Origin of the sequence: Streptomyces sp. NPDC048516, from assembly GCF_043199875.1 — a bacterium.
Lineage (GTDB): Bacteria > Actinomycetota > Actinomycetes > Streptomycetales > Streptomycetaceae > Streptomyces.
In genome coordinates this window covers 169,734-193,831 of sequence record NZ_JBICWS010000003.1, presented here as the reverse complement: position 1 = coordinate 193,831, position 24,098 = coordinate 169,734, and the positions used below count along the sequence as shown (strand labels likewise).

General features: G+C 72.0%; 16 protein-coding genes and 1 tRNA gene. 10 read left to right on the top strand and 7 right to left on the bottom strand.

Annotation, left to right across the window (positions count from 1 at the left end; all coding sequences use genetic code 11):
* Nucleotides 1-545 precede the first annotated feature (545 nt).
* Genes ACGFR7_RS08095 through ACGFR7_RS08085 form a run of 3 tightly spaced genes read left to right on the top strand, consistent with a single transcriptional unit; the run spans nt 546 to nt 2,571 of the window.
* Nucleotides 546-887, top strand: coding sequence for a hypothetical protein (locus ACGFR7_RS08095; RefSeq protein WP_393314632.1), 342 nt, complete (start codon nt 546-548; stop codon nt 885-887).
* 5 nt (nt 888-892) lie between these two features.
* Nucleotides 893-2,230, top strand: coding sequence for a hypothetical protein (locus ACGFR7_RS08090; RefSeq protein WP_393314629.1), 1,338 nt, complete (start codon nt 893-895; stop codon nt 2,228-2,230).
* Nucleotides 2,230-2,571 carry a hypothetical protein gene (locus ACGFR7_RS08085; protein ID WP_393314626.1) on the top strand — a complete coding sequence of 114 codons (342 nt, stop codon included), beginning with the start codon at nt 2,230-2,232 and terminating at the stop codon, nt 2,569-2,571. Before ACGFR7_RS08090 ends, ACGFR7_RS08085 begins: the two co-directional genes overlap by 1 nt.
* 536 nt (nt 2,572-3,107) lie before the next feature.
* Here ACGFR7_RS08085 and ACGFR7_RS08080 read toward each other — a convergent pair.
* Nucleotides 3,108-3,180, bottom strand: a tRNA-Arg gene (locus ACGFR7_RS08080).
* A gap of 302 nt (nt 3,181-3,482) precedes the next feature.
* Here ACGFR7_RS08080 and ACGFR7_RS08075 point away from each other — a divergent pair.
* The 7 genes from ACGFR7_RS08075 (at nt 3,483) to ACGFR7_RS08045 (ending at nt 14,575) form a co-directional block, all read left to right on the top strand.
* Nucleotides 3,483-5,570 (top strand): ATP-binding protein, encoded by a 2,088-nt coding sequence (locus ACGFR7_RS08075; RefSeq protein WP_393314623.1) that lies wholly within the window; start codon nt 3,483-3,485, stop codon nt 5,568-5,570.
* A gap of 533 nt (nt 5,571-6,103) precedes the next feature.
* A complete protein-coding gene (locus ACGFR7_RS08070; RefSeq protein WP_393314620.1) occupies nt 6,104-7,975 on the top strand; it encodes a GTPase in 1,872 nt (623 codons plus the stop codon).
* 417 nt (nt 7,976-8,392) lie between these two features.
* Nucleotides 8,393-9,454: a single-stranded DNA-binding protein gene (locus ACGFR7_RS08065; protein WP_393315353.1), complete on the top strand. Its 1,062-nt coding sequence runs from the start codon at nt 8,393-8,395 to the stop codon at nt 9,452-9,454.
* A 202-nt stretch (nt 9,455-9,656) separates the two neighbouring features.
* On the top strand, nt 9,657-11,054 hold the full coding sequence (locus ACGFR7_RS08060; protein ID WP_393314617.1) for a Cys-Gln thioester bond-forming surface protein: 1,398 nt from the start codon (nt 9,657-9,659) through the stop codon (nt 11,052-11,054).
* Nucleotides 11,055-11,655: 601 nt separating this feature from the next.
* Nucleotides 11,656-13,320, top strand: a complete 1,665-nt coding sequence (gene ettA / locus ACGFR7_RS08055) for an energy-dependent translational throttle protein EttA (RefSeq protein WP_393314615.1) — start codon at nt 11,656-11,658, stop codon at nt 13,318-13,320.
* 5 nt (nt 13,321-13,325) lie between these two features.
* Entirely contained in the window at nt 13,326-13,772 is a 447-nt protein-coding gene (locus ACGFR7_RS08050) for an acyl-CoA thioesterase (protein WP_393314612.1), read from the top strand.
* Nucleotides 13,769-14,575 (top strand): hypothetical protein, encoded by an 807-nt coding sequence (locus tag ACGFR7_RS08045; RefSeq protein WP_393314610.1) that lies wholly within the window; start codon nt 13,769-13,771, stop codon nt 14,573-14,575. Before ACGFR7_RS08050 ends, ACGFR7_RS08045 begins: the two co-directional genes overlap by 4 nt.
* A 94-nt stretch (nt 14,576-14,669) precedes the next feature.
* On the opposite strand, the gene ACGFR7_RS08040 is transcribed toward ACGFR7_RS08045, so the two are convergent.
* From ACGFR7_RS08040 to ACGFR7_RS08015, 6 genes are all read right to left on the bottom strand, one after another.
* The gene (locus ACGFR7_RS08040; protein WP_030082224.1) at nt 14,670-15,074 is read right to left on the bottom strand and encodes a globin; all 405 of its coding nucleotides are present in this window, start codon (nt 15,072-15,074) and stop codon (nt 14,670-14,672) included.
* A 164-nt stretch (nt 15,075-15,238) separates the two neighbouring features.
* Nucleotides 15,239-16,873: an FHA domain-containing protein gene (locus tag ACGFR7_RS08035; RefSeq protein WP_393314607.1), complete on the bottom strand. Its 1,635-nt coding sequence runs from the start codon at nt 16,871-16,873 to the stop codon at nt 15,239-15,241.
* Between the two features lie 60 nt (nt 16,874-16,933).
* Complete coding sequence (locus ACGFR7_RS08030; RefSeq protein WP_393314604.1) at nt 16,934-18,286, bottom strand: hypothetical protein; 1,353 nt, start codon at nt 18,284-18,286, stop codon at nt 16,934-16,936.
* Between the two features lie 195 nt (nt 18,287-18,481).
* A complete protein-coding gene (locus ACGFR7_RS08025) occupies nt 18,482-20,032 on the bottom strand; it encodes a protein phosphatase 2C domain-containing protein (protein ID WP_393314601.1) in 1,551 nt (516 codons plus the stop codon).
* Nucleotide 20,033: 1 nt separating this feature from the next.
* Complete coding sequence (locus ACGFR7_RS08020; RefSeq protein ID WP_393314598.1) at nt 20,034-22,643, bottom strand: tetratricopeptide repeat protein; 2,610 nt, start codon at nt 22,641-22,643, stop codon at nt 20,034-20,036.
* Entirely contained in the window at nt 22,640-23,983 is a 1,344-nt protein-coding gene (locus ACGFR7_RS08015; RefSeq protein WP_393314595.1) for a hypothetical protein, read from the bottom strand. The genes ACGFR7_RS08020 and ACGFR7_RS08015 overlap by 4 nt, the downstream gene beginning before the upstream one ends.
* Nucleotides 23,984-24,098: the final 115 nt, after the last annotated feature.

The following is a 24,098-nucleotide window of genomic DNA, read 5'->3' as shown; positions in this document are numbered from 1 at the left end:
GACAGCCGAACACAGAAGACAGAAGACAGAAGATCAGGTGGCAGACGGCAGACGGCAGTCGACAGAAGAAGCTGACCGCCGTGCGCATCGATCACCCGACCCAGCGGCCAGGCCCACCGACTTGATCGCCCCTCCACCAGGGACGGATACGGTGCGACCACCTCGCACCACTGAAGCCCTGAGCGACCGGCGGACCCAACCCAACCCGAGCCGACCCGAGCCAGACGCCCCGAAAGCCCGAACACCCCGCGCCTACGGTGCATGAGGGCTGACCACGGACCACGGATCACAGATCAGGATCACGGACCATGGAGACCGCCACCCATGAGCGAGGAAACTGTGAGACCGCCGCCGCGACGCCGGGTGGTCTGCCGACTGTCGGAATCACAGTGCACCGCACCGCACCGCATCCATCCGTCCCGGGCCACCCTCGGCCACACGCCCTCTTGGGTAACCCGCCGTTCCGCACCTTGGAGACCGATAACCATCTATCGGAGACCGACATGACCATGGGACGATGATCCTTTGAGGATCAGGGGGACTGAATGGCCGGGGGGTCTGGCGGCTTCTCTGCGGATGCCGCCTCCATCAACGGCAGCTCCAATCTGCTCAACGAGCTTGCCGGGCTGCTGAACGCGGGGCGCATGGACGGGGAGAACGCGACTCAGTGCCGCGTCCCCCGCTCGCATCCAGACGTGGCGGAGGCTGTGGAAGCCTTCGCGCGCTACACACAGGACCAGTACTCGGACATGGTCACTCTGCTCTCCGCGTTGTCTACTAAGTTGCACGCTACGGGGAACGCCATCGTGCATGCCGATGCGGACGCTCAGCGGCGCATGGACGAGGTCCTGAGCAAGGGTCGCTACGTGGCCCCCGAGGACCGGTGAGTGCAGTGACCTACCGATCCGATGTGGATTTTCTGGAGCTGAGCGACCCTCCGCTCATCGAGCAGACCGGCGACGAATACCGGAGGCTGCATTCCCTGCTCGCGTCATGCGAGGACGACTTCCGCAAGGCCGGCCGTGTCGACTGGCAGGGTGAGGGACGCGACCAGTACACCGCCCGTCTGAAGGAAGCCACGGCCCTGGGGGAGCATCTCTCGGCCGCCTTCCGCCAAGTCAGCAGAGCGCTTTACGAGTATGCGAAGGCCGTGGCGCGTGCCAAGCACCACTTCGAAAACGGGCAATTGACGGAGTCGCGCCTGTCCGAGGTGGTCTCACGTGAAGGCACAGCGATCACTCCCACCGCACGGGCAGCCGAGCCCATGCGGCAATGGGAGGACCTGCGGGGAACCACGGGTTTCTGGGACGGGCTTGCAGAGCTTTTCGCCGACCCGGACGAGATCCGCGAGGAGGCAGATCGCTACCACACCGCAACCAGCGATCACTACACCGATGCGCTGCGAGTCGAAGGCGAGGCACGCAAGGACTGCCTCGCCGAGATCCATGCCGCCTTTCACTCCCTGCCGGACTTCCGCGGCGGCAACTTCGTCGACGCCACGCAACTCCTTGGCGGCGTAGACGCTTTGCGCCGTGAGACGAAGGACGCGGCAGATGACCCGCACGCACAGTTGTTCGGCACCGGCGCCAAGACGGATGCCATCCCAAAGGTTGGTCCCGACGTGCTGATCTCGCCCGCGCTGATGCGCATCAAGATGAAGACCGCTGGTCTCGAAGCGGACGGCGACTACCACTGGCTGCCCAGCAACTCCGACCATGAGCGAAAGGAGTACATCTCCAACAACAAGCATCTGCTCCGCAATGCGGCCCGTGACTCGGGGCTGCCACCAGAGATGGTCGCCGGTATCGCTTGGAAGGAAGTGGAGGGCGACCCCACCTGGATAGACGACGCCGCCTCGTCGGGACGCCGCAACCTGCCCTTCACCGACGACCCGGATCTGACTTCCATGGGCCCCATATCCATCCAGGTCCGCCGCGCAGCAGAGGTCCTCGGATACGACCCGATGAATCTTAACGACCAACAGCGCGACGAGATCACCGGTGCGCTCAAGGATCCTGCCCAGAACGCCTACATCGCCTCGGAGTACCTGGCGCAGCTCAAGGCAGAGAGCAGCTTCGCCGACGTTCCGCCCGAAAAGATGACCCGCGAGCAGATGCAGGAGCTTGCCGCCCGCTACAACGGCGGCCCCTACTATCGGAGCGAAGGGGCGCAGCGATACGGGCGTCAATTCAACGAAAATCTGGACCAAGCGAAGGAAGCACTCGGATAGTGACGACGTCCACCCGTCCCGGAAGCACAGACGGCCGACTGCTCATCGGCACGGTTTTGGGGGCATGCCTCCTGGTCACGACCGAGGCACCGCTGGCCTTCGTCACCCTCGTTCAGCTCATGCCCCGCGGCGATGACGCTGTCGAGTTCGACGCGGCTTCCAAGTTCGCGCTCATCAGCGAGATGGGCATGGCCTGGGCCGTCCTCTGCCTGGCCCTCACTTTTCTCTTCGTGAAAACTCGAAGGCTACGGCCCTGGTGGTACGCGCCGCCTCTCGCCATGCTCGCGGCGCTGGCAGTGCGACTCCTATGCTTCGCGCCCTACCCGGCCCACGGCGGCTGACGGCATGTGAGCTTTCCGAGTCCAGCGGAGTCAGTGCTGCTCAGCTGGTGGTCGCTCGCCGGCCCGCAACAGGTCCAGTGCTTCCGTCTCCATCTCTGCCCCCTCCTGCTGCTTCTGCATCGTTTGTAAATCAGACGCGTTGGCGCCTGTACTCACGGGTGTCAGGATCTGTCAAACGGGCGAGGTTGTGGTGCGCGGTGAGCAGCTCGGGATGGTTTTGGATCCGGCTCCGGCTGGGTCCTACCGCTATGGCTGTCACGAGGAGCAGAGGGCGCGGCCGATGCGTGCCGCTTTTCCGGTTGTCTCGGGGGGCGAGGCGCCGGCCGAGACAACCGGAGAGCCGGGGCGCATCGGGTCAGCGGGCACACCAAAACCTCGGGACGTTTTTCGGGCAGAACAACCGCCGAAACCCGCCCCGGACCGGTTCCAGCCGGACAGACCGGGCTGACCCGGCCCGCTCCGCGTCATGTGCGCCAAGGGCAACAAGGGGACTCTGGCCAGCAAAAAGACCCTCCCGAAGGGAGGGTCTTGCGGAGCGCCCCCGGCAGGACTCGAACCTGCGGCCAAGTGCTTAGAAGGCACCTGCTCTATCCACTGAGCTACGGGGGCCGGGTGTGGGCGTGGATCACGGACCGCGGACAAGGATAGAGGTCCGGGTGCCTCGTCCCGGTTGCTTCACCTGCGTGGCACGTTGTGGAGGTTCAGTGAAGCGGTCCCGATAATCGCAGGCAGGTACGAATCCTGCATCGCTTTTGGCGTCCCGTGCGGCGGGTGTTGTGCACTCGTTATGCCTGTGCCTCGCTTGTCGCGAACGTCCCATGCGTCACTCATCCCGTTCTGCGGGGGTTCTTGCGGCGCGCACAAGGGGTTATACGCTTCAAAAACCCAACGAAATTGGGCATTCTGCACATGTGGCGACCTTGGACGCACGACCCCGGCTGATCGACGCACTGTCCGTTCTGCGCAACCGCGTCGACGCCGCACGCTTTCCACTGCCACTTCGGGGTGCTGCCCGGGCCCGGCGCAACCGGGCCGAGCTGCTGGCCCAGCTCGACGACTATGTGATTCCCCGGCTGCGCTCTCCTCAGGCCCCGCTGCTCGCGGTGATCGGCGGATCGACCGGGGCGGGCAAGTCCACGCTGGTGAATTCGCTGGTGGGGCGGCGGGTCTCGGAGGCGGGGGTGCTGCGGCCGACGACGCGTACGCCGGTGCTCGTCTGTCATCCCGATGATCTCCATTGGTTCGCCGGGCCGCGTGTGCTGCCGCAGCTCGCCCGGGTGTGGGTTCCCGAGCAGGACGACGGCGGTGAGGACGAGTACGCGGCGGGTGGTGACGGCCTGGGCCGGGGCGACTACGGGGTGCACGGTGCGGGCGGAGTACGCGGTGCGGGCGGAGTCGCCGGAGCGGTCGGAGGGGTCGGATTGGCCGGATTGGCCGGATTGGCCGGAGGCTATGGCTACGTGGGCGAGGGGCGGGGGGCCCGTGGTGGCGCGGCCGGGGGTGCTGCGGGGGGTGCCGCTTGTGGTGGCTATGGGGGCGGAGGCGCTGGGGCGTACGGGGGCGGGAGGTATGACGACGGGGCGTTTGAGGGTGTGGGGAGTGGCAGGGGCGCAGGCCCGGGTGTGGGTGCGACGGGGGGTGGGGGTGAGGCGGGGCTGCTCACGGTGCGGATCGAGACCGATCGGGCGTTGCCCAGCGGGCTGGCGCTGCTGGACGCCCCGGACATCGATTCGCTGGTCGCGCGCAACCGGGAGCTGGCCGCGGAGCTGATCTGCGCGGCGGATGTGTGGGTGCTGGTCACCACGGCCGCCCGGTACGCGGACGCGGTGCCCTGGCATCTGCTGCGTACGGCCAAGGAGTACGACGTCACGCTGGTGACCGTGCTGGACCGGGTGCCGCATCAGATCGCCACGGACATTTCCGGCCGGTACGCGGAACTGCTCCAGCGGGCCGGTCTCGGCCATGTCCCGCGGTTCACCATTCCCGAGCTGCCCGAGTCGGCCGGCGGCGGGAGCGGTCTGCTGCCCGCCACCGCTGTGGCGGCGCTGCGGGGCTGGCTGGAGCGGCATGCCCAGGATCCAGTGGCCCGCACCGCCGCAGCGGACCGTACGGCCGCCGGGGTGATCGCGTCGCTGCGCAGCCGGCTGCCCGCGCTGGCCGGGGCCGCCGCCGCTCAACACGCCGCGGCGCTGCGGCTGGCCGGACGGGTCGAGGAGGCGTACGAGCGGGCCGCGGAACGGGTACGGCAGGAGATCGCGGCCGGTGAGGTGCTGTCCGGGGACGCCCGGGCCCACTGGCGTGACCATGGGCCGGGCGGCCGGTCGGACGAACTGCTCGACGCGTTGACCGACGGGCTGACCTCGCTGCTGACCTGTGCCGTGGAGGAGGCCGACGAGCGGGCCGCACGCGCCTGGCGGCAGGATCCCGCGGCCACCGAGGTCTCGATGTCCGCCGCCGCGGGCGCGACGGGCGCGGGCGGACGGCTCGGCGTGATCGTCCGACGCTGGCGGCGCTGTCTGGAGGAGCTGGCCGAGGAGGAGACCCGCGAGGCGCGGGCCGGGCAGGCCGGTGAACGGGCGGGGTCGGTGGAACCGGAGCAGTCGGCGGCGCTGTTGGCCACCGCCTTGCTCGGCGGACGGCGGGCCCGTACGGCGGGCGAGAACCTCGCCGACCTCTTGGGGGCCCAGACCGCGCTGCGGCTCTGCGAACGCGGTTCCCGGCTCCTGGCCACGTACGTGGAGCGCGCCCTGGACGGCGAGCGCGAGCGGCGGCTGGCACCGCTGGACCAGCTGACCGTGCCGCTGGACCAGCAGGCGGAGCTGATCGCCGCGCTGTCCGTGGTGCAGAGGGAACGGCAGGAGGAGTCGGAGCGGCGCAAGCGGGCGCGGGACGAGGACGAGCGGGAGAGGGCGAGGGAGGCGAAGAGGAAGACGGAGAGGGAGGCGGAGCGGGAGTTGGAGAGGGAGAGGGAGATGGCGAAGGAGGAGGTGTCGGGGTGAGTGGTTCCGAAGCGGCGATTAGCTCGGGGGAGAACTCGGGGAAGCGGCAGGAGACGGGGGAGGGGGAGATGGAGGAGAGGGCGGGGCAGGGTGTGACTTCGGGGGAGTGGATGGCGTCTGTGGATCCGGGGGCCTCGGGGGAGCACGTGCGGTCGGTGGAGGGTGTGGCGCCGATGGCGGGTGAGGTGGGGGCGGAGCCCGTCGGGCATGCGGAGCCTGGGGATCCGGTGCCGGAGCGGGAGACATGCGTGGGGACAGAGCCGGTGGTGCGGGCGCCGGTGGTGGGTGGGGCGTGGGATGACGGGTTGATTGCACGGCGAGCGCGGGATGTGGGAGTCCCCCGGCCGCTGGTGCGGCAGGTGGGGAGCGAGGAACGGGTGGAGACGCCTGTGGTGGCAGGTGTGGCGTCGTCGGGTGGGAGCCATGTTGCGTCAGGCCTGCGGGCGTACGGCGCGGCATGTGCCGAGTCGCGAAGCGAGTACCGGGCCGGGGCCCGCGGCGACCGCCGTGGTGGCGCCCCCCGGGGTGAGGCGATGGTTCAGCCGCGTTCGCCGGCGGCTGTGGAGGGTGGGGGCGGGGGCGCGTACCGGTGGGTGGCGGGCGGCGGGCGGCGGGCCGTCGGGGGTGGGCTGCGCGGGCGGCTGGATGCCTTGCGGGAGTTGATCGCGCTGTCCCGGTCCCGCCTGGACGGGCGGGCACTGGAGGGCGCGGGGCGGGTGCTGGAGACGGCGGACGAGCGCTACCGGCTGTCCGGTGAGCACACCGTCGTCGCCATCGCTGGGGCGACCGGCAGCGGCAAGTCGTCGCTGTTCAATGCGCTGGCCGGGGCGAACCGTTCCCAGGTCGGGCCGCGGCGGCCGACGACCGCGGAGCCGGTGGCCTGCGTCTGGCCGGGCAGCCGGTCGGGCGCGGAGGGGCTGCTGCACCGGCTGGGCGTGCCCGCGCACCGGCGGCACGCCCCGGCGGACGGTAGCTCCGAGCTGCACGGACTCATCCTGATCGACCTGCCCGACCACGACTCCTCGGCCACCGAGCACCGTGCTCAGGTGGACCGGATGCTGGAGCTGGTGGACGCGGTGATCTGGGTGGTGGATCCGGAGAAGTACGCGGACGCGGTGCTGCACGAGCGCTATCTGCGGCCGCTGGCGGGTTACGCCGAGGTCATGTTCGTCGTCCTCAACCAGGTGGACCGGCTGCCCGGGGACGCCGCCGACCAGGTGGTCGACGACCTGCGCAGGTTGCTGGACGAGGACGGGCTGGCCCTCGGCGAACACGGGGAGCCCGGGGCGGCGGTGCTCGCGCTGTCGGCCGCGACCGGCAGGGGCGTGGGTGAACTGCGGGACTCGCTGGGCCAGTTCGTCGCGGAACGGGGAGCGGCGGACCGGCGGCTGGCGGCGGACGTGGATGCGGCCGCCGAGCGGTTGCGGTCCGTATATGCGGCACAGAGCCGGGTCGGTCTCACCGAGCAGGCCAGGGCGGAGTTCGACGACCGGCTGGCGGAGGCGGTCGGGGCGGTGGCCACGGGGCGCGCGGCGGAACGGGATTGGCTGCGGTACGCGGAGCGCGCGTGCGGGTCACCGTGGGCGCGGATGCGGGGGTGGCGGGGGAGCAGGTGGAGCCGGTGGAGCCGGCGGGGGATCCGGGGCTCCGGGGGCGGGATCACGGGCGCAGGGGGTGTCGGGGGAGGGCTGACGGGCGCGGGGCCCACGGGTGCCGGGCGCACGGATGCGGGGCGGCAGGGGGCGTCCGGTTGTCTGTCGGCGGCCGGCGCCGTGGCCGGTGCTGTGGCTGGTGCTGTGGCCCGTGGTGCGGCTGGTGCCGTGGCCGGTGGTGCGGCCTGTGAGGGAAAGGAGTCGGCGGTGGACGGCCGGGCAGCGGCGCGGCCCGTGGTGGAGCAGGCCGTCCGTACGGTGGCTGCTGAGGCGGCGCATGGATTGCCCGCGCCTTGGGCCCAGGCGGTGCGGGAGGCGGCGGACCGGGGGGCGTACGGGCTGCCGGAGGCGTTGGACAAGGCGGCGGCGGATGCCGAGGAGTCGCTGCGGGGCGGGCCGGGGGTGAAGCCGCGGTGGTGGAAGGTTGCCGCCTCGTTGCAGGGACTGCTGTCCGTGCTCCAAGTCGTGGGTGTGCTGTGGTTGCTGGGAGCCGTCACGGGGGCGGGTGGGGCGACGGCTTGGGTCTCCGGGCTGCTGCCCGCGCTTCTCGGCTCGGTGGGCGGGCCGGCGCTGGCGTGGCTGTGCCGGGTGGTGGCCCGTGGTCCGGCCAGGCGTTACGGGCAGGACGCCGAGCGGCGGCTGCGGAGTGCGGCGGCCGGGTGCGGACGGGCGCGAGTCCTCGAACCGGTCGCCGCCGAGCTGTTGCGCTATCGCGAGGTGCGGGAGCAGTACGCGGTGGCGTCCGGCTCCTGAGGGTTGGCGTGTGAGGGGTGGGTGTCTGACGGCGGTGCGTGGCGGCGTCTGATGCCGGGTGCATGAGGGGTGTTGCGTTGCCTGGCGGCTGGGGCTGACGGCTGTTGCCTGGTGGGCGGTGTTTGACGGCTGTTGCCTGGTGGGCGGTGCTTGACGGCTGTGCCTGGTGGGCGGTGCTCGGCGCGGCGTTGTTCGGCGGCGGTTCCTGGCGAGCGGCACGTGACGGTGGGCGCGGGACTGTGGGCCGGGACGGCGGATTCCCTCTCCCGGGTGGCCGAGTTGTCCACAGCCGGGTGACCGTCCACAGGCCGCCGCGACGCCCGCCGAATCCGTGCAGCATGAGGTCAACGCAGCGCGAGCGGCACATGACGGGAGCGAGCGCATGACGCGGGGGAGGCGTGTTCCGTGAACGACACGATGGTGACGCTGGTGGGGAATGCCGCAACAGCGGTGGAGCACCGGCAGACGACGGCGGGTGTGACGGTGGCGAGGTTCCGGCTGGCGGCGACGTCCCGCCGGTGGGACAGGGCGCAGGAGCGCTGGACCGATGGAGGGACGAGCTTCTACACGGTCCGGTCGTGGCGCGCGCTCGCCGACAATGTCGCGGCGTCGGTGGCGGTGGGAGAACCACTTGTGGTCCAGGGGCGCTTGCGGCTGCGGGAAGGGGAACAGCCGCCTGAGCGGGGCGGGCAGCGCTGGTTCTCGGCGGAGGTTGACGCCGTGGCTATCGGCCATGATCTCGCGCGCGGCACAGCCGCTTTCCGGAGAGTCGTCCGTCCGCCGCGTACGGACGCCGACCACGGACCGTCCCCGTCATCGTCGCCGCACCTCTCGCCGTCGTCGCGGCAAGGGGCTCCCGAACAAGAGCCCGGGGGAGGGCCGGTGGCCGGGGATGTGTCGGCGGCTCGGGAGGCGCGGACTCCTGCGGAGGCGCCCGCAGGTGTGCAGGCGCCCGCAGGTGCGGAGGCACCCGCAGATGCGGAGGCACCCGCAACTGCGGAGGCACCCGCAGATGTGGGGGCACCCGCAACTGCGGAGGCACCCGCAGATGTGGGGGCACCCGCAGATGTGGAGGCGCCCGCATCCACGACGGGGATGACACCCGGAGAGACACCGACACCGGCGGCGGCACGGGCACAGGCCGATGTACCGACGCCCGCCGAGAAACCGGCACTCGCGCAGGAACTCACCACGAGACCTGCACTCACCACGAGACCTGCACTCGCGAAGAAATCCGCCAAGAGACCGGCGCCCGCCAAGAGACAGCCACCTACCGAGCCACAGCCACCTACCAAGTCGCAGTCACCCGCCCAGTCACAGCCACCTACCAAGTCACAGCCACCCGCCAAGAGACCGGCGGCCGATGCGATTTCGCCACTGCCCGAGCCCCCGGAAGCGTCCGTTCCGTCGGCCTCGACCGCAGCCCTTTCGCCTGAGAAGGTCGCTATGTCCAGAAAAGTTCTGGGGATTTGTCGATAATGACAGGTCAGGGTGCCCGTTGTCGGTAACGATTGCGATTCGGATCGCTTATGGGATGCCATTACTGGGGACCCTGGTGCGCCTGCTCCATAAGATCCGACAAGTACTCACGGGGGCTGACGTGTTCGGCTGTTGAGTTCTTTGGGATCTTTCCGGCGAGGCATCCTCTCCCACTCGACCGCCTCGCCCAGAGGGGAATTTCATGCTTTCGATGAAGAGGCGGGGCGCAGCTCGCCTTGCCGCCGCGGTCGTGGCCTCGGGCCTGGTCGCGGCGGGTGCGATAGCCACCGCGGGCGCTGCCGCGGCGGATGACTCGACCCCCACGCACGGGGGTGCCACCGCCACGCTCGGCGGTCTGAAGACCTTCGACCAGGCGGTCGTGCACAACGACGGAGGGGACCAGCGCGTAGGCGCGGGCCTCTTCGAGATGGCGGTCGACAACGGCGGCACGCTCCAGACGTACTGCATCGACATCCACAACCCGACGCAGCAGCAGGCGAAGTACCAGGAAGTGCCCTGGAGCGCCTCGTCGCTGCACAACAACGGGGACGCGGGCAAGATCCGCTGGATTCTGCAGAACTCGTACCCGCAGGTGAACGACCTGGCCACGCTCGCCTCCAAGGCCGGCGCCGGGAACCTCACCGAGAAGACCGCCGCGGCCGGTACCCAGGTCGCGATCTGGCGCTTCTCCGACCACGTCAAGGTGGACGCGGTCGACCCGGCGGCCGAGAAGCTCGCCGACTACCTCGAGAAGAACGCACAGAACGTCGGCGAGCCCAAGGCGTCGCTGACCCTGGACCCGCCTGCGGTGTCCGGCAAGTCCGGCAGCAAGCTCGGCCCGGTCACCGTGCACACCAACGCCGACAGCGTCACGATCGCCCCCGCCGCCGGTGTGCCGGCCGGTGTGAAGGTCGTCGGCAAGGACGGCAAGCCGGTCACCAACGCTGCCGATGGCACCCAGCTGTTCTTCGACGTGCCCAAGGGCGCCGCCGACGGCAGCACCTCGCTGACCGCGCAGGCCGCCACCAAGGTTCCGGTCGGCCGTGCCTTCACCGGCATCGGTGAGCACGCCAAGAGCCAGACCCAGATCCTGGCCGGTTCCAGCGAGTCCACGGTCTCCGCGGCCGCCACGGTCTCCTGGAAGAAGCAGGGCGCCATCCCGGCGATCACCGCCGAGAAGAACTGCGCCAAGGGCGGCGTGGACGTCACGGCGGCCAACAAGGGCGACGAGGCCTTCCGCTTCCAGCTCTCCGGCAAGAACTACGAGATCGCCCCGGGCAAGTCGCAGACCGTGACCGTCCCGGTGTCCGAGGACCAGCCGTACAACATCACGATCAAGGGTGAGGGCGGCTTCAAGAAGTCCTTCTCCGGCGTCCTGGACTGCAAGACCGCCGGCAGCGGCGGCGGCAAGCCCTCCAGCCAGCCCAGCCCGGCCTCGGTCGGCGGCAGCACGGGCGGCGACAAGGGCGGCGACCTCGCCGAGACCGGTTCCAGCAACGCCACCCCGATGATCGCGGGCGTCGCGGTCGTCCTCGTCGTGGTCGGCGGCGCCGCGGTGTTCTTCCTCCGCAAGAAGAAGACCGGCACCCCGGCTCAGTGACACCCGGCTCGATGACGCCGGCTCGGTGACACCCGGCTCGATCCTGCCGGCCTGGTGACACCGGGCGCCCGGTGGCCCCCGGCCCGGTGACAACCGGGCACCCGGTGCCCCGACGTCCGGCGGTACCTGACCGGGACCGGCAGTATCTGACCGGGACCGGCGGTACCTGACCGGGACCGGTGAAAGCCGGCGAGCAGTGGCCATCGGCGGCCGCTCGGTCACCTCGGGGTGAGCGAGCGGCAGCCGGCAGGCCGGCGGCAAGGCCCCGGAGCGCAACGGCGCTCCGGGGCCTTCTGCGTCCGGCGCCACCGGCCGCTCCTTCGTGTAGGCAAGCGCGGCCGGGGCGCCGGACACCGGCCATGGAAGAAGGCCCGCCGCGCAGTGATCAAAAGCGGTCAATGCTGACAGAGGGCAACCGGGCGGACACCGCGTCGTAGCGGGTCGGGCGCTGAGCAGGGGCGCTCTGACCTACTCGTTTCCGCCAGAGCACAGGCGTACGGCAAGATGGGTGTATCTGCCCTTCCCATGGTCACGGCGTATGACGGCCCTGGGGCGGTGCCGCACAGACCCTGATCCATCCAAATCTGCCGGACGGTTTCTCTTGGCTGAGTACATCTACACGATGCGCAAGGCGCGCAAGGCGCACGGCGACAAGGTCATCCTCGATGACGTGACGCAGAGCTTCCTGCCCGGCGCAAAGATCGGTGTCGTGGGTCCCAACGGCGCCGGTAAGTCCACGGTACTGAAGATCATGGCCGGTCTGGAGCAGCCGTCGAACGGTGACGCCTTCCTGTCCCCCGGCTACACCGTCGGCATGCTCCTCCAGGAGCCGCCGCTGGACGAGTCCAAGACCGTGTTGCAGAACGTGCAGGACGGCGCGGCCGAGATCATGGGCAAGCTGCACCGCTTCAACGAGGTCGCCGAGCTCATGGCGACCGACTACTCCGATGAGCTGATGGAGGAGATGGGCAAGCTCCAGGAGGACCTCGACCACGCCAACGCGTGGGACCTGGACACCCAGCTGGAGCAGGCCATGGACGCGCTGGGCTGCCCGCCCGGCGACTGGCCGGTCACCAACCTCTCCGGTGGTGAGCGCCGCCGCGTCGCGCTGTGCAAGCTGCTGCTGGAGGCCCCCGACCTGCTGCTCCTCGACGAGCCCACCAACCACCTGGACGCCGAGTCCGTGCAGTGGCTGGAGCAGCACCTCGCGAAGTACCCCGGCACCGTCGTCGCCGTCACCCACGACCGGTACTTCCTCGACCACGTCGCCCAGTGGATCTGCGAGGTCGACCGCGGCCGTCTGCACGGCTACGAGGGCAACTACTCCAAGTACCTCGAGACCAAGCAGACCCGTCTCAAGGTCGAGGGCCAGAAGGACGCCAAGCGCGCCAAGCGTATGAAGGAAGAGCTGGAGTGGGTCCGCTCCAACGCGAAGGGGCGGCAGGCCAAGTCCAAGTCGCGTCTGGCCCGTTACGAGGAAATGGCCGCCGAGGCCGACAAGATGCGGAAGCTGGACTTCGAGGAGATCCAGATCCCGCCGGGCCCGCGTCTGGGCAATGTCGTCGTCGAGGTCGACAAGCTCAACAAGGCCTTCGGCGAGAAGGTCCTGATCGAGAACCTGAGCTTCACGCTGCCGCGCAACGGCATCGTCGGCGTCATCGGCCCGAACGGCGCCGGCAAGACCACGCTGTTCAAGATGCTCCAGGGCCTGGAGACCCCGGACTCCGGCGACATCAAGGTCGGCGACACCGTCAAGATCTCCTACGTCGACCAGAGCCGCGAGAACATCGACCCCAAGAAGACCCTGTGGGCCGTGGTCTCCGACGAGCTCGACTACATCAACGTCGGCCAGGTCGAGATGCCCTCGCGCGCCTACGTCTCCGCGTTCGGCTTCAAGGGCCCGGACCAGCAGAAGCCGGCCGGTGTGCTCTCCGGCGGTGAGCGCAACCGCCTCAACCTGGCGCTCACCCTCAAGCAGGGCGGCAACCTGCTGCTCCTCGACGAGCCGACCAACGACCTCGACGTCGAGACCCTGTCCTCGCTGGAGAACGCGCTCCTGGAGTTCCCGGGCTGCGCCGTGGTCGTCTCCCACGACCGCTGGTTCCTCGACCGCGTCGCCACGCACATCCTGGCGTACGAGGGCGAATCCCGGTGGTTCTGGTTCGAGGGCAACTTCGAGTCGTACGAGAAGAACAAGATCGAGCGCCTCGGTGCGGACGCGGCCCGCCCGCACCGCGCCACGTACAAGAAGCTGACCCGGGGCTGACCGCCGTGCGTCACCTCTACTCCTGCCCCCTGCGCTGGTCGGACATGGACGCCTTCGGCCATGTCAACAACGCGGTGTTCGTCCGCTACCTCGAAGAGGCGCGGATCGACTTCATGCGCCGGCTGGCGCCGGGGGGCGGCAGTCCGTCGTTCACGGGCGGCTCGGTCGTCGCCCGGCACGAGATCGACTATGTGCGGCCGCTGGTGCACCGGCCCGCCCCGGTGACCGTCGAACTGTGGGTGACGAAGATCAGCGCCGCGTCGATGACGGTCGGCTACGAGGTCAAGGACGAGGACGCGCTCTACCTGCGCGCCTCGACTGTCGTCGTCCCGTACAACTTCACCGAGGAGCGCCCGCGCCGCCTCACCGCGGAGGAGAAGGCGATCCTCAAGGAGTATCTGGACGACGCATCGCACCAGACGTCTCAACCGAAGGGGACCGTCGGGGTATGACGGTGCTTCACCTGGCCGACGCGGGGGAGGCGGCGGATCTCGCCGCCTTCCTGGCCCGGCTGATCCACTACGACAAGGCCGCCGCGGTACGCCTCCAGGCCGGCGGCGGGGTGCTTGCCGTCTTCGGCCGCCCGCCGTCCTTCGAGGTGCTGGCGATCCGCACCGCCCGGCTCGCCGGGAACGGCACCGCGGACGCCGGGAACACCGCTGTGGACACGGGGAGCGGCACCCCGGACGCGGGGAGCAGCACCCCTGACGCCGGGAACACCGCTGTGGACGCCACCGTCTCGGCCGGTGAACTCCTCGAAGGCATCGAGGAGTCGGCGGGCGTGGTGACCGTGCCCGCCGCGGTCACCGGCCCGCCGTGGACCGGACTGCTGCCACCGCGCGGCGGCTGGCAGCGGGTACCGGGACTGCCCGCGCCCGAGGCGCTGGTGCGTGCGGTGGCCGGCGCGGTCGCCGAATTCCGGGCCCGTGACGAGGCGTTGCCGCCGCAGCACCGCACCCGCAGCGAACGGGACCGTATCGGCCGGGAGATCTGGTCGCGCACCCTCGGCGACACCCATCTTCCGCTGCGTGCGGCCCATGCCGCGCAGTCGCTGGGCTTTCTGCGGCCGGTGCGGGCGGGTGCGCTCGTGGGGGGCGGTACGCCTAGCGGCTCCGCGCCGCGGCCCCAGCCGCTGAGCCTGCTGTCCGCGGGCGGCTGGCTGCGGCTCCGCACCCCGTACGGGTCGATCGCCGTACGGACCGGGGGCCCGGAAGGGCTGACCGGACTCTCGGGGCTCACGGTGACGCCTGTCTGACGAGGCGGTGAGGCGGTCCGCTCGCACCGGACCGGACCACTGACGCGCGCCGGCGCGAGCGGACCGAGGCACGCATCACTCCGGGGCGGCCGTGTCAGTCCGCTGCGTTGATCATCGAGGCGGCCGCGTACGTCAGGTAGTTCCACAGTTGCGTGGCGTGGGCCTCGGACAGGTCGAGGGAGTCCACCGCGTCCCGCATGTGGCGCAGCCAGGCGTCGTGGGCGGCCCGGTCGACGGTGAAGGGGGCGTGCCGCATCCGCAGCCGCGGGTGTCCGCGCCCGTCGCTGTACGTACGGGGGCCGCCCCAGTACTGCATGAGGAAGAGCGCAAGCCGCTCCTCGGCCGGGCCCAGGTCCTCCTCCGGGTACATCGGCCGCAGCAGCGGGTCCTCGGCGACTCCCTGGTAGAAGCGGTGTACCAGGCGCCGGAAGGTCTCCTCGCCACCGACCTGTTCGTAGAAGGTCTGCTCCTCGAGCGTGCCGCGTGGAATCTTGTTCACCCGTCCATGGTGGCAGACGTCCCGGCCGAGGACTTCGGTCGTAGGACGGAGAGACCGGTCACGGCCGGAAGTACGGCAGGAATGCGACCGGAAAGCGGCCGGAAGTGCGGCCGGGGCGTGATCGGTTGATCACGCCCCGGGGTCGCCCGGCGGTAGTCGGTCTGTCAGCCGCGGCGGACGGTCAGCGTCGTCCAGGCACCGACATGCACCCGGTCGCCCTCATGGAGCGGCACCGGCACGTAGGGCTGGATGGGGTCCTCGGCGAGGTTGATCGTCGTGCCGTTGGTGGAGTTCTGGTCCACCACCGCCCAGCTGCCGTCCTGCTGCTGCACCAGCAGCGCGTGCTGGTGCGAGACGCCCGGGTCCTCCGGCGCGCTGCCCAGATCGATGTCCGGGGCCTCGCCGGTGCTGTTCCGGCGGCGGCCCACCGCGATCTGTCCGTTGGCGAGCGGGAGCACCTGCTCGGGGGAGTACGAGGGCAGATTGAGCCCCGCCGCCTCCGGGCCGCTGCGGCCCATCATCGCCATGAAGTACTCCCGGTCCGGCGCGATCGCCACCACCCAGCCGTTGCCGACGACCGGCTGCGGACCCTGCGGCGGTGCCGCGGGCCCCTGGCCGGGGCCGCCGTTCCACTGCTGGTCGGGACCGGGCTGCTGCTGCGGCATCTGCTGCTGCTCGAACGGCGCGGGCTGCTGCGGTGGCTCGTACGGGCCGGGCTGCTGCTGCTCGAACGGAGCCTGCGGCTGCTGCTGTTCGTACGGGGCCTGCGGCTGGGGCGGGAACGGCGACGGCGGCTGCTGCTCGAACGGGGCCTGCGGGCCCGGTCCGGGCGGTGCGGGTGCCATCGGCGGGGGCCCGGGCTGGGCGCTCGGCGGATTCAGCGTCCAGTCGTCGCCGCCCTGCTGCTGCTGCGGCGGCGGGCCGGGCTGACCGGCCGGGCCGGGACCGGGCATGCCGGGGAAGCCGCCGGGGCCGGGCTGGCCGGGGCCGCCGGGGGGCATGCCGTGCTGCTGCGGGGGCTGGGGCTGCTGCGGCGGCGGGAAGCCGTAGCCGTCCTGGCCGCCCTGCGGCCCGGGTGCGGGCGGCGGGAAGCCATAACCGCCCTGACCGCCCTGCGGGCCCGGCTGCTGGGCGGGCGGCGGCGCGTAGGACGTCGGGGAGTTGGTGAGGAAGTTGTAGCGGCAGCCCTCACAGAACGGCGCCATCGCCTCACGCGGGGTACCGCACTGGGGGCACGTCTCGGACTGGCCGGGCTGACCGGGCTGGCCGGGTCCGCCCTGGGGGCCCGGTGCGGGCGGCGGGAAGCCGTAGCCGCCCTGGCCGCCCTGGTTTCCCTGGCCGCCGTGGGGGCCGGGAGCCGCGGGGCCGGGGCCGGGTGCGGGCGGCGGGAAGCCGTAGCCGCCCTGACCGCCGTGGGTGCCGGGGCCGGGAGCCGCCGGGCCCGGTGCGGGGGGCGGGAAGCCGTAGCCGTCCTGGCCGCCCTGGTGTCCCTGGCCGCCCTGGGTGCCGGGGCCGCCGGGGCCGGGTGCGGGCGGCGGGAAGCCGTAGCCGCCCTGACCGCCTTGGCTGCCCTGGCCGTCCGGAGCGCCGGGGCCACCGAAGCCGGGGCCGGGCTGTCCCGGGGGCGGACCGGGCTGTCCGGGAGGCGGGCCGGGCTGTCCGGGCGGCGGACCGGGGGGCGTGTTCAGGAAACCTGCAGGCAAGGAGGGCGGCGGGGACACAGCGCCCGCCATCCGCTGGCCGCACACCTCGCACCAGTCTTCGGCCACCGACTGGTGGCCGCTCGGGCAGGTCGGCATGTCGGTTCTTCCCCCTCCGTACCGATGTGCTGCGGTGGAACTGCTCGGTACTGATCGTGGCTAATTCTTCATGCGAACGGTTCTCGTCGAGCGCGTCTCGAGAGTCATCTCGTCCGCTTCGGCGACCTTCGCCTTCAGTCGCACAGTACCGGTCGCCGCATCGACGACGTCCACCACCTTCGCAAGGAGTTTCGCAGTCTCCTCGTTCCCCGAGGCGCCTGCCAACTGCACCGCACGGCCCAATTTCGCCGTGGCACTGTCGGTATCACCTGACTTGCGGGCATCCAGTCCCTGCTGGATGAGATATGCCAGTTCCGCCTGTCCTGTGTAGTGCGCGACCTGTGGATTGATCGATGTGGAAGCGGTCACATCGTCCGTCCACACGGCGCGTACGAGTCCCTGCGCCAGGGGCCGCGGCGGGGTGGCGGACGGGTCAGGGCCGTCCGGTGCGGAGATGATCAACGAGACGCGCCCGGCCAGCATTTCCTGGCCGACGGCCGCTGCGGGGACCCGCAGGAAGAGGTGGTAGTCGCGGGACTCGTCGCCCCAGGAGCCGGTCGGATAGTCCCCCGACCGCGGGCCGAAAACCCGGCGCCGGCCGGTCAAATCCGCCACCGTGGGCGCCACTTGCCTGACGAAGACGGTCTCCGCGCCCAGCGGGGTCCACAGTCGCAGGGCGACGTCGGCGATCTCCTTGCCCATCGCCTTCTCCAGCAGCTGTGTGAAGTCGGCGGCGAGGTGCGCCGGATCGGCGACGATATCGGCGGTGCCGAGCAGCGCCGAAGCGATCTCGGTGACCTCCTTGACCTCCCAGTCCGTGCCGACACCGCGGGCGTCGCAGGTGAAAGAGCCGGCGCAGGCGTCCAGGGCGGCGCGCAGCTCCTGCGGTGACTCGTGTTCATTGCGGCCGTCGGTGAGCAGAACGGCGTGCCCGAGGCCCACCCCGGCCCCCGACAGCAGCCGGCCGGTCAGCCGCAGCCAGGTCCCGATGGCGGTACCGCCGCCCGCGCTCAGCTTCCGCAACGCTTCCTTCGCCCGCGCGCGGGTCGCCGCACCGGCCACGGCCAGCCGGCCGCCGCCGGGGAAGATCTCGGCGGCCCGGTGCGTTCCGGCCACCACCGCGAAGCCGGCACCGTCGCGCACGGTGTCGATGGCGGCGGCCGTCGCCGCACGGGCGCCGCGCATCTTCTCCGGCGGATGGTCCATCGACCCGGAGCAGTCCACCATGATCACCACGCCGGCTTCCGGCCCGCCGGTGCCCACCGCACGGACCGGCCGGCCCCCGGTCGTGCCGCCCCCGGTCGCGGTGACCGTCACGACGGCGTGCACCTCGCGCCCGCCCTCGGGCAGGTAGGGGTTCTGGTACACCTCGGCGGAGAAGCGCGGCACACGGGACTTGGTGAAGTTGGCCATCCGTTCCGCTCCTTGAGACGCCGTAACCGGTCGATCGGGGCTGTCGGGGCTGTCGGGGCCGAGGGGGCGTGCCGCGCCACGCGTGGTGCGTGGTGCGGGGGCGCACCGTTTCGGACACAGGGCGCGCCGTACCGCGTACCCGGCGCCCTGTGCCGTGCGCCCCACCGGCGTCCGGCCGGGGCGGTGGTGAGCTGGTCAGGCCGATTCTGCCCGCCCCGCGGGGACGGGGAACGGCACCAGTGCCACCGTTACGTTGTCGTGCCCGCCGCCGTCGAGGGCGTGGGTGACCAGCGTGCGGGCGCTCTCCAGCGGCCTGCTGGGCGCGTCGTACGGCAGCACCGCGGCCATCTGCTCCGCGGACTCGGCGTAGTTCCACAGCCCGTCGCTGCACACCACGACGACACCGGGCCCGTCCGGCTTGAACGTGGCGGTGTGCGGCTCGACCTCGTACGCGTCCGCACCGAGCCAGCCGGTGATGGCGTGCGCCCGCTCGTCGGCGTTCGCCTCGGCCTCGGACATCAGGTTGTTGGCGACCATCTGGGCGGCCCAGGAGTCGTCCTCGGTGAGCCGGGCGGGCGGCGCCGTACGGTCATCGGGGATCCAATAGGCGCGGCTGTCGCCGACCCAGCCGACGGTCAGCAGCCCGCCGCCGACCACCGCACCGACGAAGGTGCAGGCCGGGGCGTTCTGCCGGCGGTGTTCGTCATGTGCCGAGGCGGGGTCGGGGGCCAGTGCGTCGACGGCGGCGGAGGCCGCCAGGATGGCCTCGTGCATGGCCTGTTGGGGATGGGTGCCGCGCGGCAGCGACGTCCGCAGCGCCTCGCCGGCGGCCTCGGACGCCGCCGTGGACGCCTCGTCCGGACGGGTCGCCGAGGAGACGCCGTCACAGACCACCGCGACCACGGCGGGGGTGCCGTCGGGGAGCGCGGCGGCGCGGAGCGCGAAGAAGTCCTCGTTGCGGTGGTGCCGGTGGCCCCGGTCGCTGACGGCCGCGATGCCCGCCAGCTCGCGCTCCATGTGGTCGCGTTCACGGGGCTGGGCGTGCCCGCAGTGCTCGCAGTAGCCGTCCGGCCCCACGGCGCCTGAGCGGCAAGCGGCACAGCGGGCGGTGCCGTGGGCGGGGGGGTCGTGGACGGGGGTGCCGGACGGGGCACCGGCCGCTGCGGGGCCGTCTACGGGCCCACTTGCGGGCGTGGTGGCGGGTGCGTCCCGTTCCGCGGCCGCGGTGCCGGGCTCGGCGGCCGGCGCACCGGGCTCCGCGCTCGCCGCGTCGGCGACCGCCTCGTATCCGGCGACGCGCGGGTCGGCGGCAGGGGCGGCGGGCGGGGCCGCCGGCGGGCTCACGGGCGGCGGCGTGTCGGCCACCGGCGCGGGACCGGGCACCGAGGGCGCATGGCCGGGCAACGGCGGGGCGTTGCCCGGCATCGGTGCGGGCACCGGCGCAGGCACCGGCACCGTGCCCGCGTCCCCGTACGGGAGACGGGCCTGCGGGTCCGGAGGGGGCGGTGGCCCGGCCGCATCCGCACCGTGGGCGTGCGGCGGCCCGGCCGGACCGGGCACCCCGGGCGGCGCCGGTGGCAGGGGCGGCACGGGAGGTACGGCGGGGACGCCGTGCGCGGGCCGGGCGCCGTACGCCGGCGGCGCGGCGGTCGCCGGGAGAGCGGCGCCGCACCGCCCGCAGAAGTTGTCTCCCGCAGCGAACGGTTCGTCGCAGCCCGGGCACCGGGACGGCTCAGTCACACCCATGTCACACCCACGTCCTGGGGCGGAAGCGGTTGGCCCGTTCCACCAGTTCGATCCTCTTCTCACCACGCTGCGCCAGCCGCGCGAGCAGGCGGTACGACCGCTCCAGGCCGAACCGCAGACCGCGCTCGTCCAGCGGGCAGCCGAGCAGCGACGGCCGCTCGGCCACGCCCGCCGGACCGTCCGGCCCGGCACCGTGGCTACCGGAGATTACCCAGTCCAGGGCGCTGCCCAGTACCTCGGTGGTGAGTTGTTCCCGTCGTTCGGCGTCCAGACCGAAGTCCGCAAGGGCCTCGACCTGTTCGGCGGCCGCCCGCAGATCCGCCGTCAGCGGATCGCGCGGCGGGCGCCCCCGCAGCCGGGCACGGACCGCCGCGATCCGCGCCGCTGTGTAGTGGATGGACGACTCCGGGACGGAGTCCAGCGCCCCGACCGCGCCCGTGCGGTCGCCCGCCGCCAGCCGCACCCGTGCCAGTCCGAACGCCGCGCTGACGTAGCTGCGGTCGGTCGCCCACACCAGGCGGTAGTACTCCACGGCGTTGTCCAGCTGGCCCAGCAGCTCCGCACAGATCCCCAGCGCCAGCTTCGGCGCCGGCTCACCGGGAAAGGCGTCGTAGACCGCGTCGAAGGCGAGTGCGGCGCTCTCGCGGTCACCGGTCGTCAGCGACACCAGGCCGCGATGCCACACCACCCGCCAGTCCGCGCCCCGGGCGCCGGGCTCGGTGCCGTCCCACCGGGCGGCGGGCCACTGCCCGGTGGCCCCCTGCCCGGCGGGCTCGGCAGCGATCTCCTCCAGCGCCCGCTGCGCCGCCTCGCCGTCACCCGTCTCCAGACGGGCGCGCAGCGCACGCAGCCGGACCTCCAGGGAGTCGGCGGGCGCCGAGCGCAGGGCGCCCAGCAGTTCGGCGGGCGCGGCGGCCAGCAGCCCGGCCAGCAGCCCGGCATGGGGATCGTCCGGATCCACCCGCGGCACCGGCAGGGCCAGGGCGGCGCCGGCGACGTCCAGGGGGCGCAGCGCAGGGCCGCCGGATGCCGGTTCCGCCGGGCGCGCCGCCGCCCCCCGCCGCGCGCCCAGCAGCGAACTGTCGCCCTCCGCCGCGGCCATCACTTCCGTGTCGACCACCCGGAGTTCGGGCCCGAACAGCGGGGACAGCGCGGGCCGCGGCTCGCCCGACTGGAGTGCCACCACCTCCCGCAGCACGCCCGTCAGCTGCTCGGCCATCTCCTCCGCCGAGGCGAATCTGCGCGCGCGGTCCGGGTCCGTGGCGCGCACCAGCAGCCGGTAGAACGACTCGTAGCTGCGGAACACCTCGATGTGGTCCGGATCGGGCAGGGAGTCCGCGAAGACGTTCGTATAGCCCTGGAAGTCGAAGGTGAGGACGGCGAGGGTGCGGGCGACGGTGTAGAGGTCGGAGGAGACCGACGGGCCCAGCGCGGCGATCTCCGGTGCCTGATAGCCGATCGTGCCGTAGACCGGGCTGTGGTGGTCGTCCATCCTGCGCACCGCGCCCATGTCGATCAGCCTGAGCCGGTCGTGCTGCTGGATGGCGTTGTCGACCTTGAAGTCGCAGTAGAGGTAGCCGCGGCGGTGCAGGTGGCCCAGCGCCTCCAGCGCCTCGATGCCGTACGCACAGGCCTGTTCGACCGGCAGCGGATCGCGCCTGCCCTGGGGCGTGCGCCGGTCGTTGGCGAGTTCCTTGAGCGACTTGCCACCGACGTACTCCATGACGATGTAGCCGTCGAGGCTGCCCGTCGCCCGGTCGAGGTGTTCCACGAAGTTGTAGATCCGCACGATGTTGGCGTGCTCGATCTCGGCGAGGAAGCGCCGCTCGGACACCGCCACCGCCAGCGCCTCCTCGTCGCCGGTGTCCAGCAGCCCCTTGAGGACCACCCACCGGTCGGAGACCGCATGGTCCGTCGCCAGATAGATCCAGCCGAGCCCGCCGTGCGCCAGACAGCCCGCGACCTCGTACTGTCCGTGCACCATGTCGCCGGGCCGCAGCTTGGGCACGAAGCTGTACGGGTGGCCGCACTTGATGCAGAAGCCTTCCGTGGTGCCCGGCTGCTCGCCGCGCGCCCGGCCCACCGGCGCACCGCAGTCCGTACGGCTGCAGAACCGCTTCCGCTCCGGGACCTCCGGATGCTCCAGCACCGCCGTACGCGGATCGGGGCGCGGTACCTCCGGCACCGTCACCAGCCCCGCGCCCAACCGCCCCCGCGCCGCCCCGGACGACGCGCCGCTGCCCGCACCGCGCACCGACACCGCCGCCATACCGCGCTCCGGCCCCTTGCCGGACACCGCGCGCGAGTGCCGCCCGGGCGCCGAGCGCCGCGAGGGCGAGGAACGGGCGGTGCGTGTGCCGGGGCCGGAACCGGGGCCGGGGGAGGGGGCGGGGGAGGGGACCGTCAGCAACGCCCCCGCCGCCTCGCGGCCCGTCGTGCCGTCCGTGAGCGCCCGGCCCGTCAGGCCCGTGGGCGGCGAGAACAGCAGGCCGTCCGGCGAGACCACCGGTGCCAGCCCGCACAGGTCGCAGTACAGCTCACCGCCGCCGACATCCTCATAACTGCCCGCGCACTCCCGCCGCTGGCAGCGCTCGTCGGCCCGCTCCGTCACGTATCCCCCCCGCCCTCCCGCTGCTGCACAGCCAATGCCTCCGATGCCGCCTGCTGATAGCGCCACACCGCCTGCTCGGCCGCCCGCAGATCACACGGCCCACTCCACAGCATCCGCCGCGCCAGGTCGTACCGCTCGGTCAGCAGCGGATCCTCCGCCAAACCGTGACGTGCCAGCTTCGCCTTGTACGCGTCCAGCCGGCCGCGCAGCTCGGCCCGCACCGCCAGCGGCGCGGTCACCGCCGTCAACGACTCGCGGGCCCGCAGGAGTTCGTCCTCCGCCCGCTCCTCCAGACTGTCCAGCAGCGGCGAGAGCCGGTGCCACTGCGCGCGTCTTCGGTAGTCGGCGGCCGCGGCCAGCTGTTCGTGCAGGGCCGTCGACGGGCCGCTGACCGCCGGCACCTCCGACGCGGCGATCTTCGCCAGCACCTCGCCCCGGGCCTGCCGCGCCTCGGTCAGCGTGCGGTCCGCCCGCGACAGCACGTCCCGCAGCTGCATCAGCCGCCGCTCCGCGTCCTGCCGCACATCCAGCACCGCCGCCACCTCACGCCGGATGTCCTCCAGCGCACGGGCCGCACGGTCGTAGCGCGCGGTGTCCGGACGGCCGCCGCCCGGCGCCGAACTCCCCGTTGACGACGACACCCAGAACGCCAGCGGATCCGCGATCACCCGCTCCCGCAGCCGCAGCAGCTCGTCCGTGATCCGCTCCAGGTCGTCGCCCGCCGGATGCTCACCGGGGCGTACCCCCACCGAATGCGCCAGCGAGCGTGTTCGCTGCAACTCGGCCGACAGCAGGTCTATCCGGGCCGGCAGCGCCGACCAGACCGCATCGGCGGCGACGATGACGTCCAGCGACTGCGCGTACAGCCCGTTCATCCGCTCGACCAGCTCCTCCAGACTGAACCGTTCGCCCACCGGGGCCGCGCCGCCCACCGGGGCCGCGCCGCCCGGTGCGGCGCCGCCGGCCGCGGCCGCGCCCGGCACCGTCACCCCGTCGCCGAACAGCAGCCCGGTCAGCTCCGCCAGGTCCTCAGGGGACGGCCAGCGCCGCCGCTCCCGCAGCTCACGCGCCTGCTCCAGCGCCGCCGTATACGCATCGAACAGCGTCCACAGGACCGTGATGGACCGCTCCGCCGCGGCCCAGCGCTCCTTGGTGGTGCCGGCCAGATCGGCGCCCTCCAGCAGCCGGCGCCCCGCGTGATCCTGCAACGCGAGCAGCGACGTCTCGATCGCCTCGTACTCGGCACCGAGCCGCGCCAGGGCGCGGTCCACCTCCTCCCGGCCCAGCACCGGGGCATCGGGCTCCCCCGGAGAACCGGGGAAGGGTCCAGGGACCCCCATCGATCACCTCTCCAATACGCGTACGGTGCACGGCGTTTGCCGCGGCCGGGCGGCCGCTGCGGTCTGCTCCTCCCACGACCTCTTCCATAGTGACGGCATCCGGCCCTCCCCGGGC

Bases quoted from the DNA above. Each gene is read 5' to 3' on its own strand.
- ACGFR7_RS08095 (WP_393314632.1), top strand. From the start codon at position 546: ATGGCCGGGGGGTCTGGCGGCTTCTCTGCGGATGCCGCCTCCATCAAC.
- ACGFR7_RS08070 (WP_393314620.1), top strand. From the start codon at position 6,104: ATGGTTCAGCCGCGTTCGCCGGCGGCTGTGGAGGGTGGGGGCGGGGGC.
- ACGFR7_RS08035 (WP_393314607.1), bottom strand. From the start codon at position 16,873: ATGCCGACCTGCCCGAGCGGCCACCAGTCGGTGGCCGAAGACTGGTGC.
- ACGFR7_RS08015 (WP_393314595.1), bottom strand. From the start codon at position 23,983: ATGGGGGTCCCTGGACCCTTCCCCGGTTCTCCGGGGGAGCCCGATGCC.
- ACGFR7_RS08045 (WP_393314610.1), top strand. From the start codon at position 13,769: ATGACGGTGCTTCACCTGGCCGACGCGGGGGAGGCGGCGGATCTCGCC.
- ACGFR7_RS08030 (WP_393314604.1), bottom strand. From the start codon at position 18,286: ATGGCCAACTTCACCAAGTCCCGTGTGCCGCGCTTCTCCGCCGAGGTG.
- ACGFR7_RS08065 (WP_393315353.1), top strand. From the start codon at position 8,393: ATGGTGACGCTGGTGGGGAATGCCGCAACAGCGGTGGAGCACCGGCAG.
- ACGFR7_RS08060 (WP_393314617.1), top strand. From the start codon at position 9,657: ATGCTTTCGATGAAGAGGCGGGGCGCAGCTCGCCTTGCCGCCGCGGTC.
- ACGFR7_RS08025 (WP_393314601.1), bottom strand. From the start codon at position 20,032: ATGGGTGTGACTGAGCCGTCCCGGTGCCCGGGCTGCGACGAACCGTTC.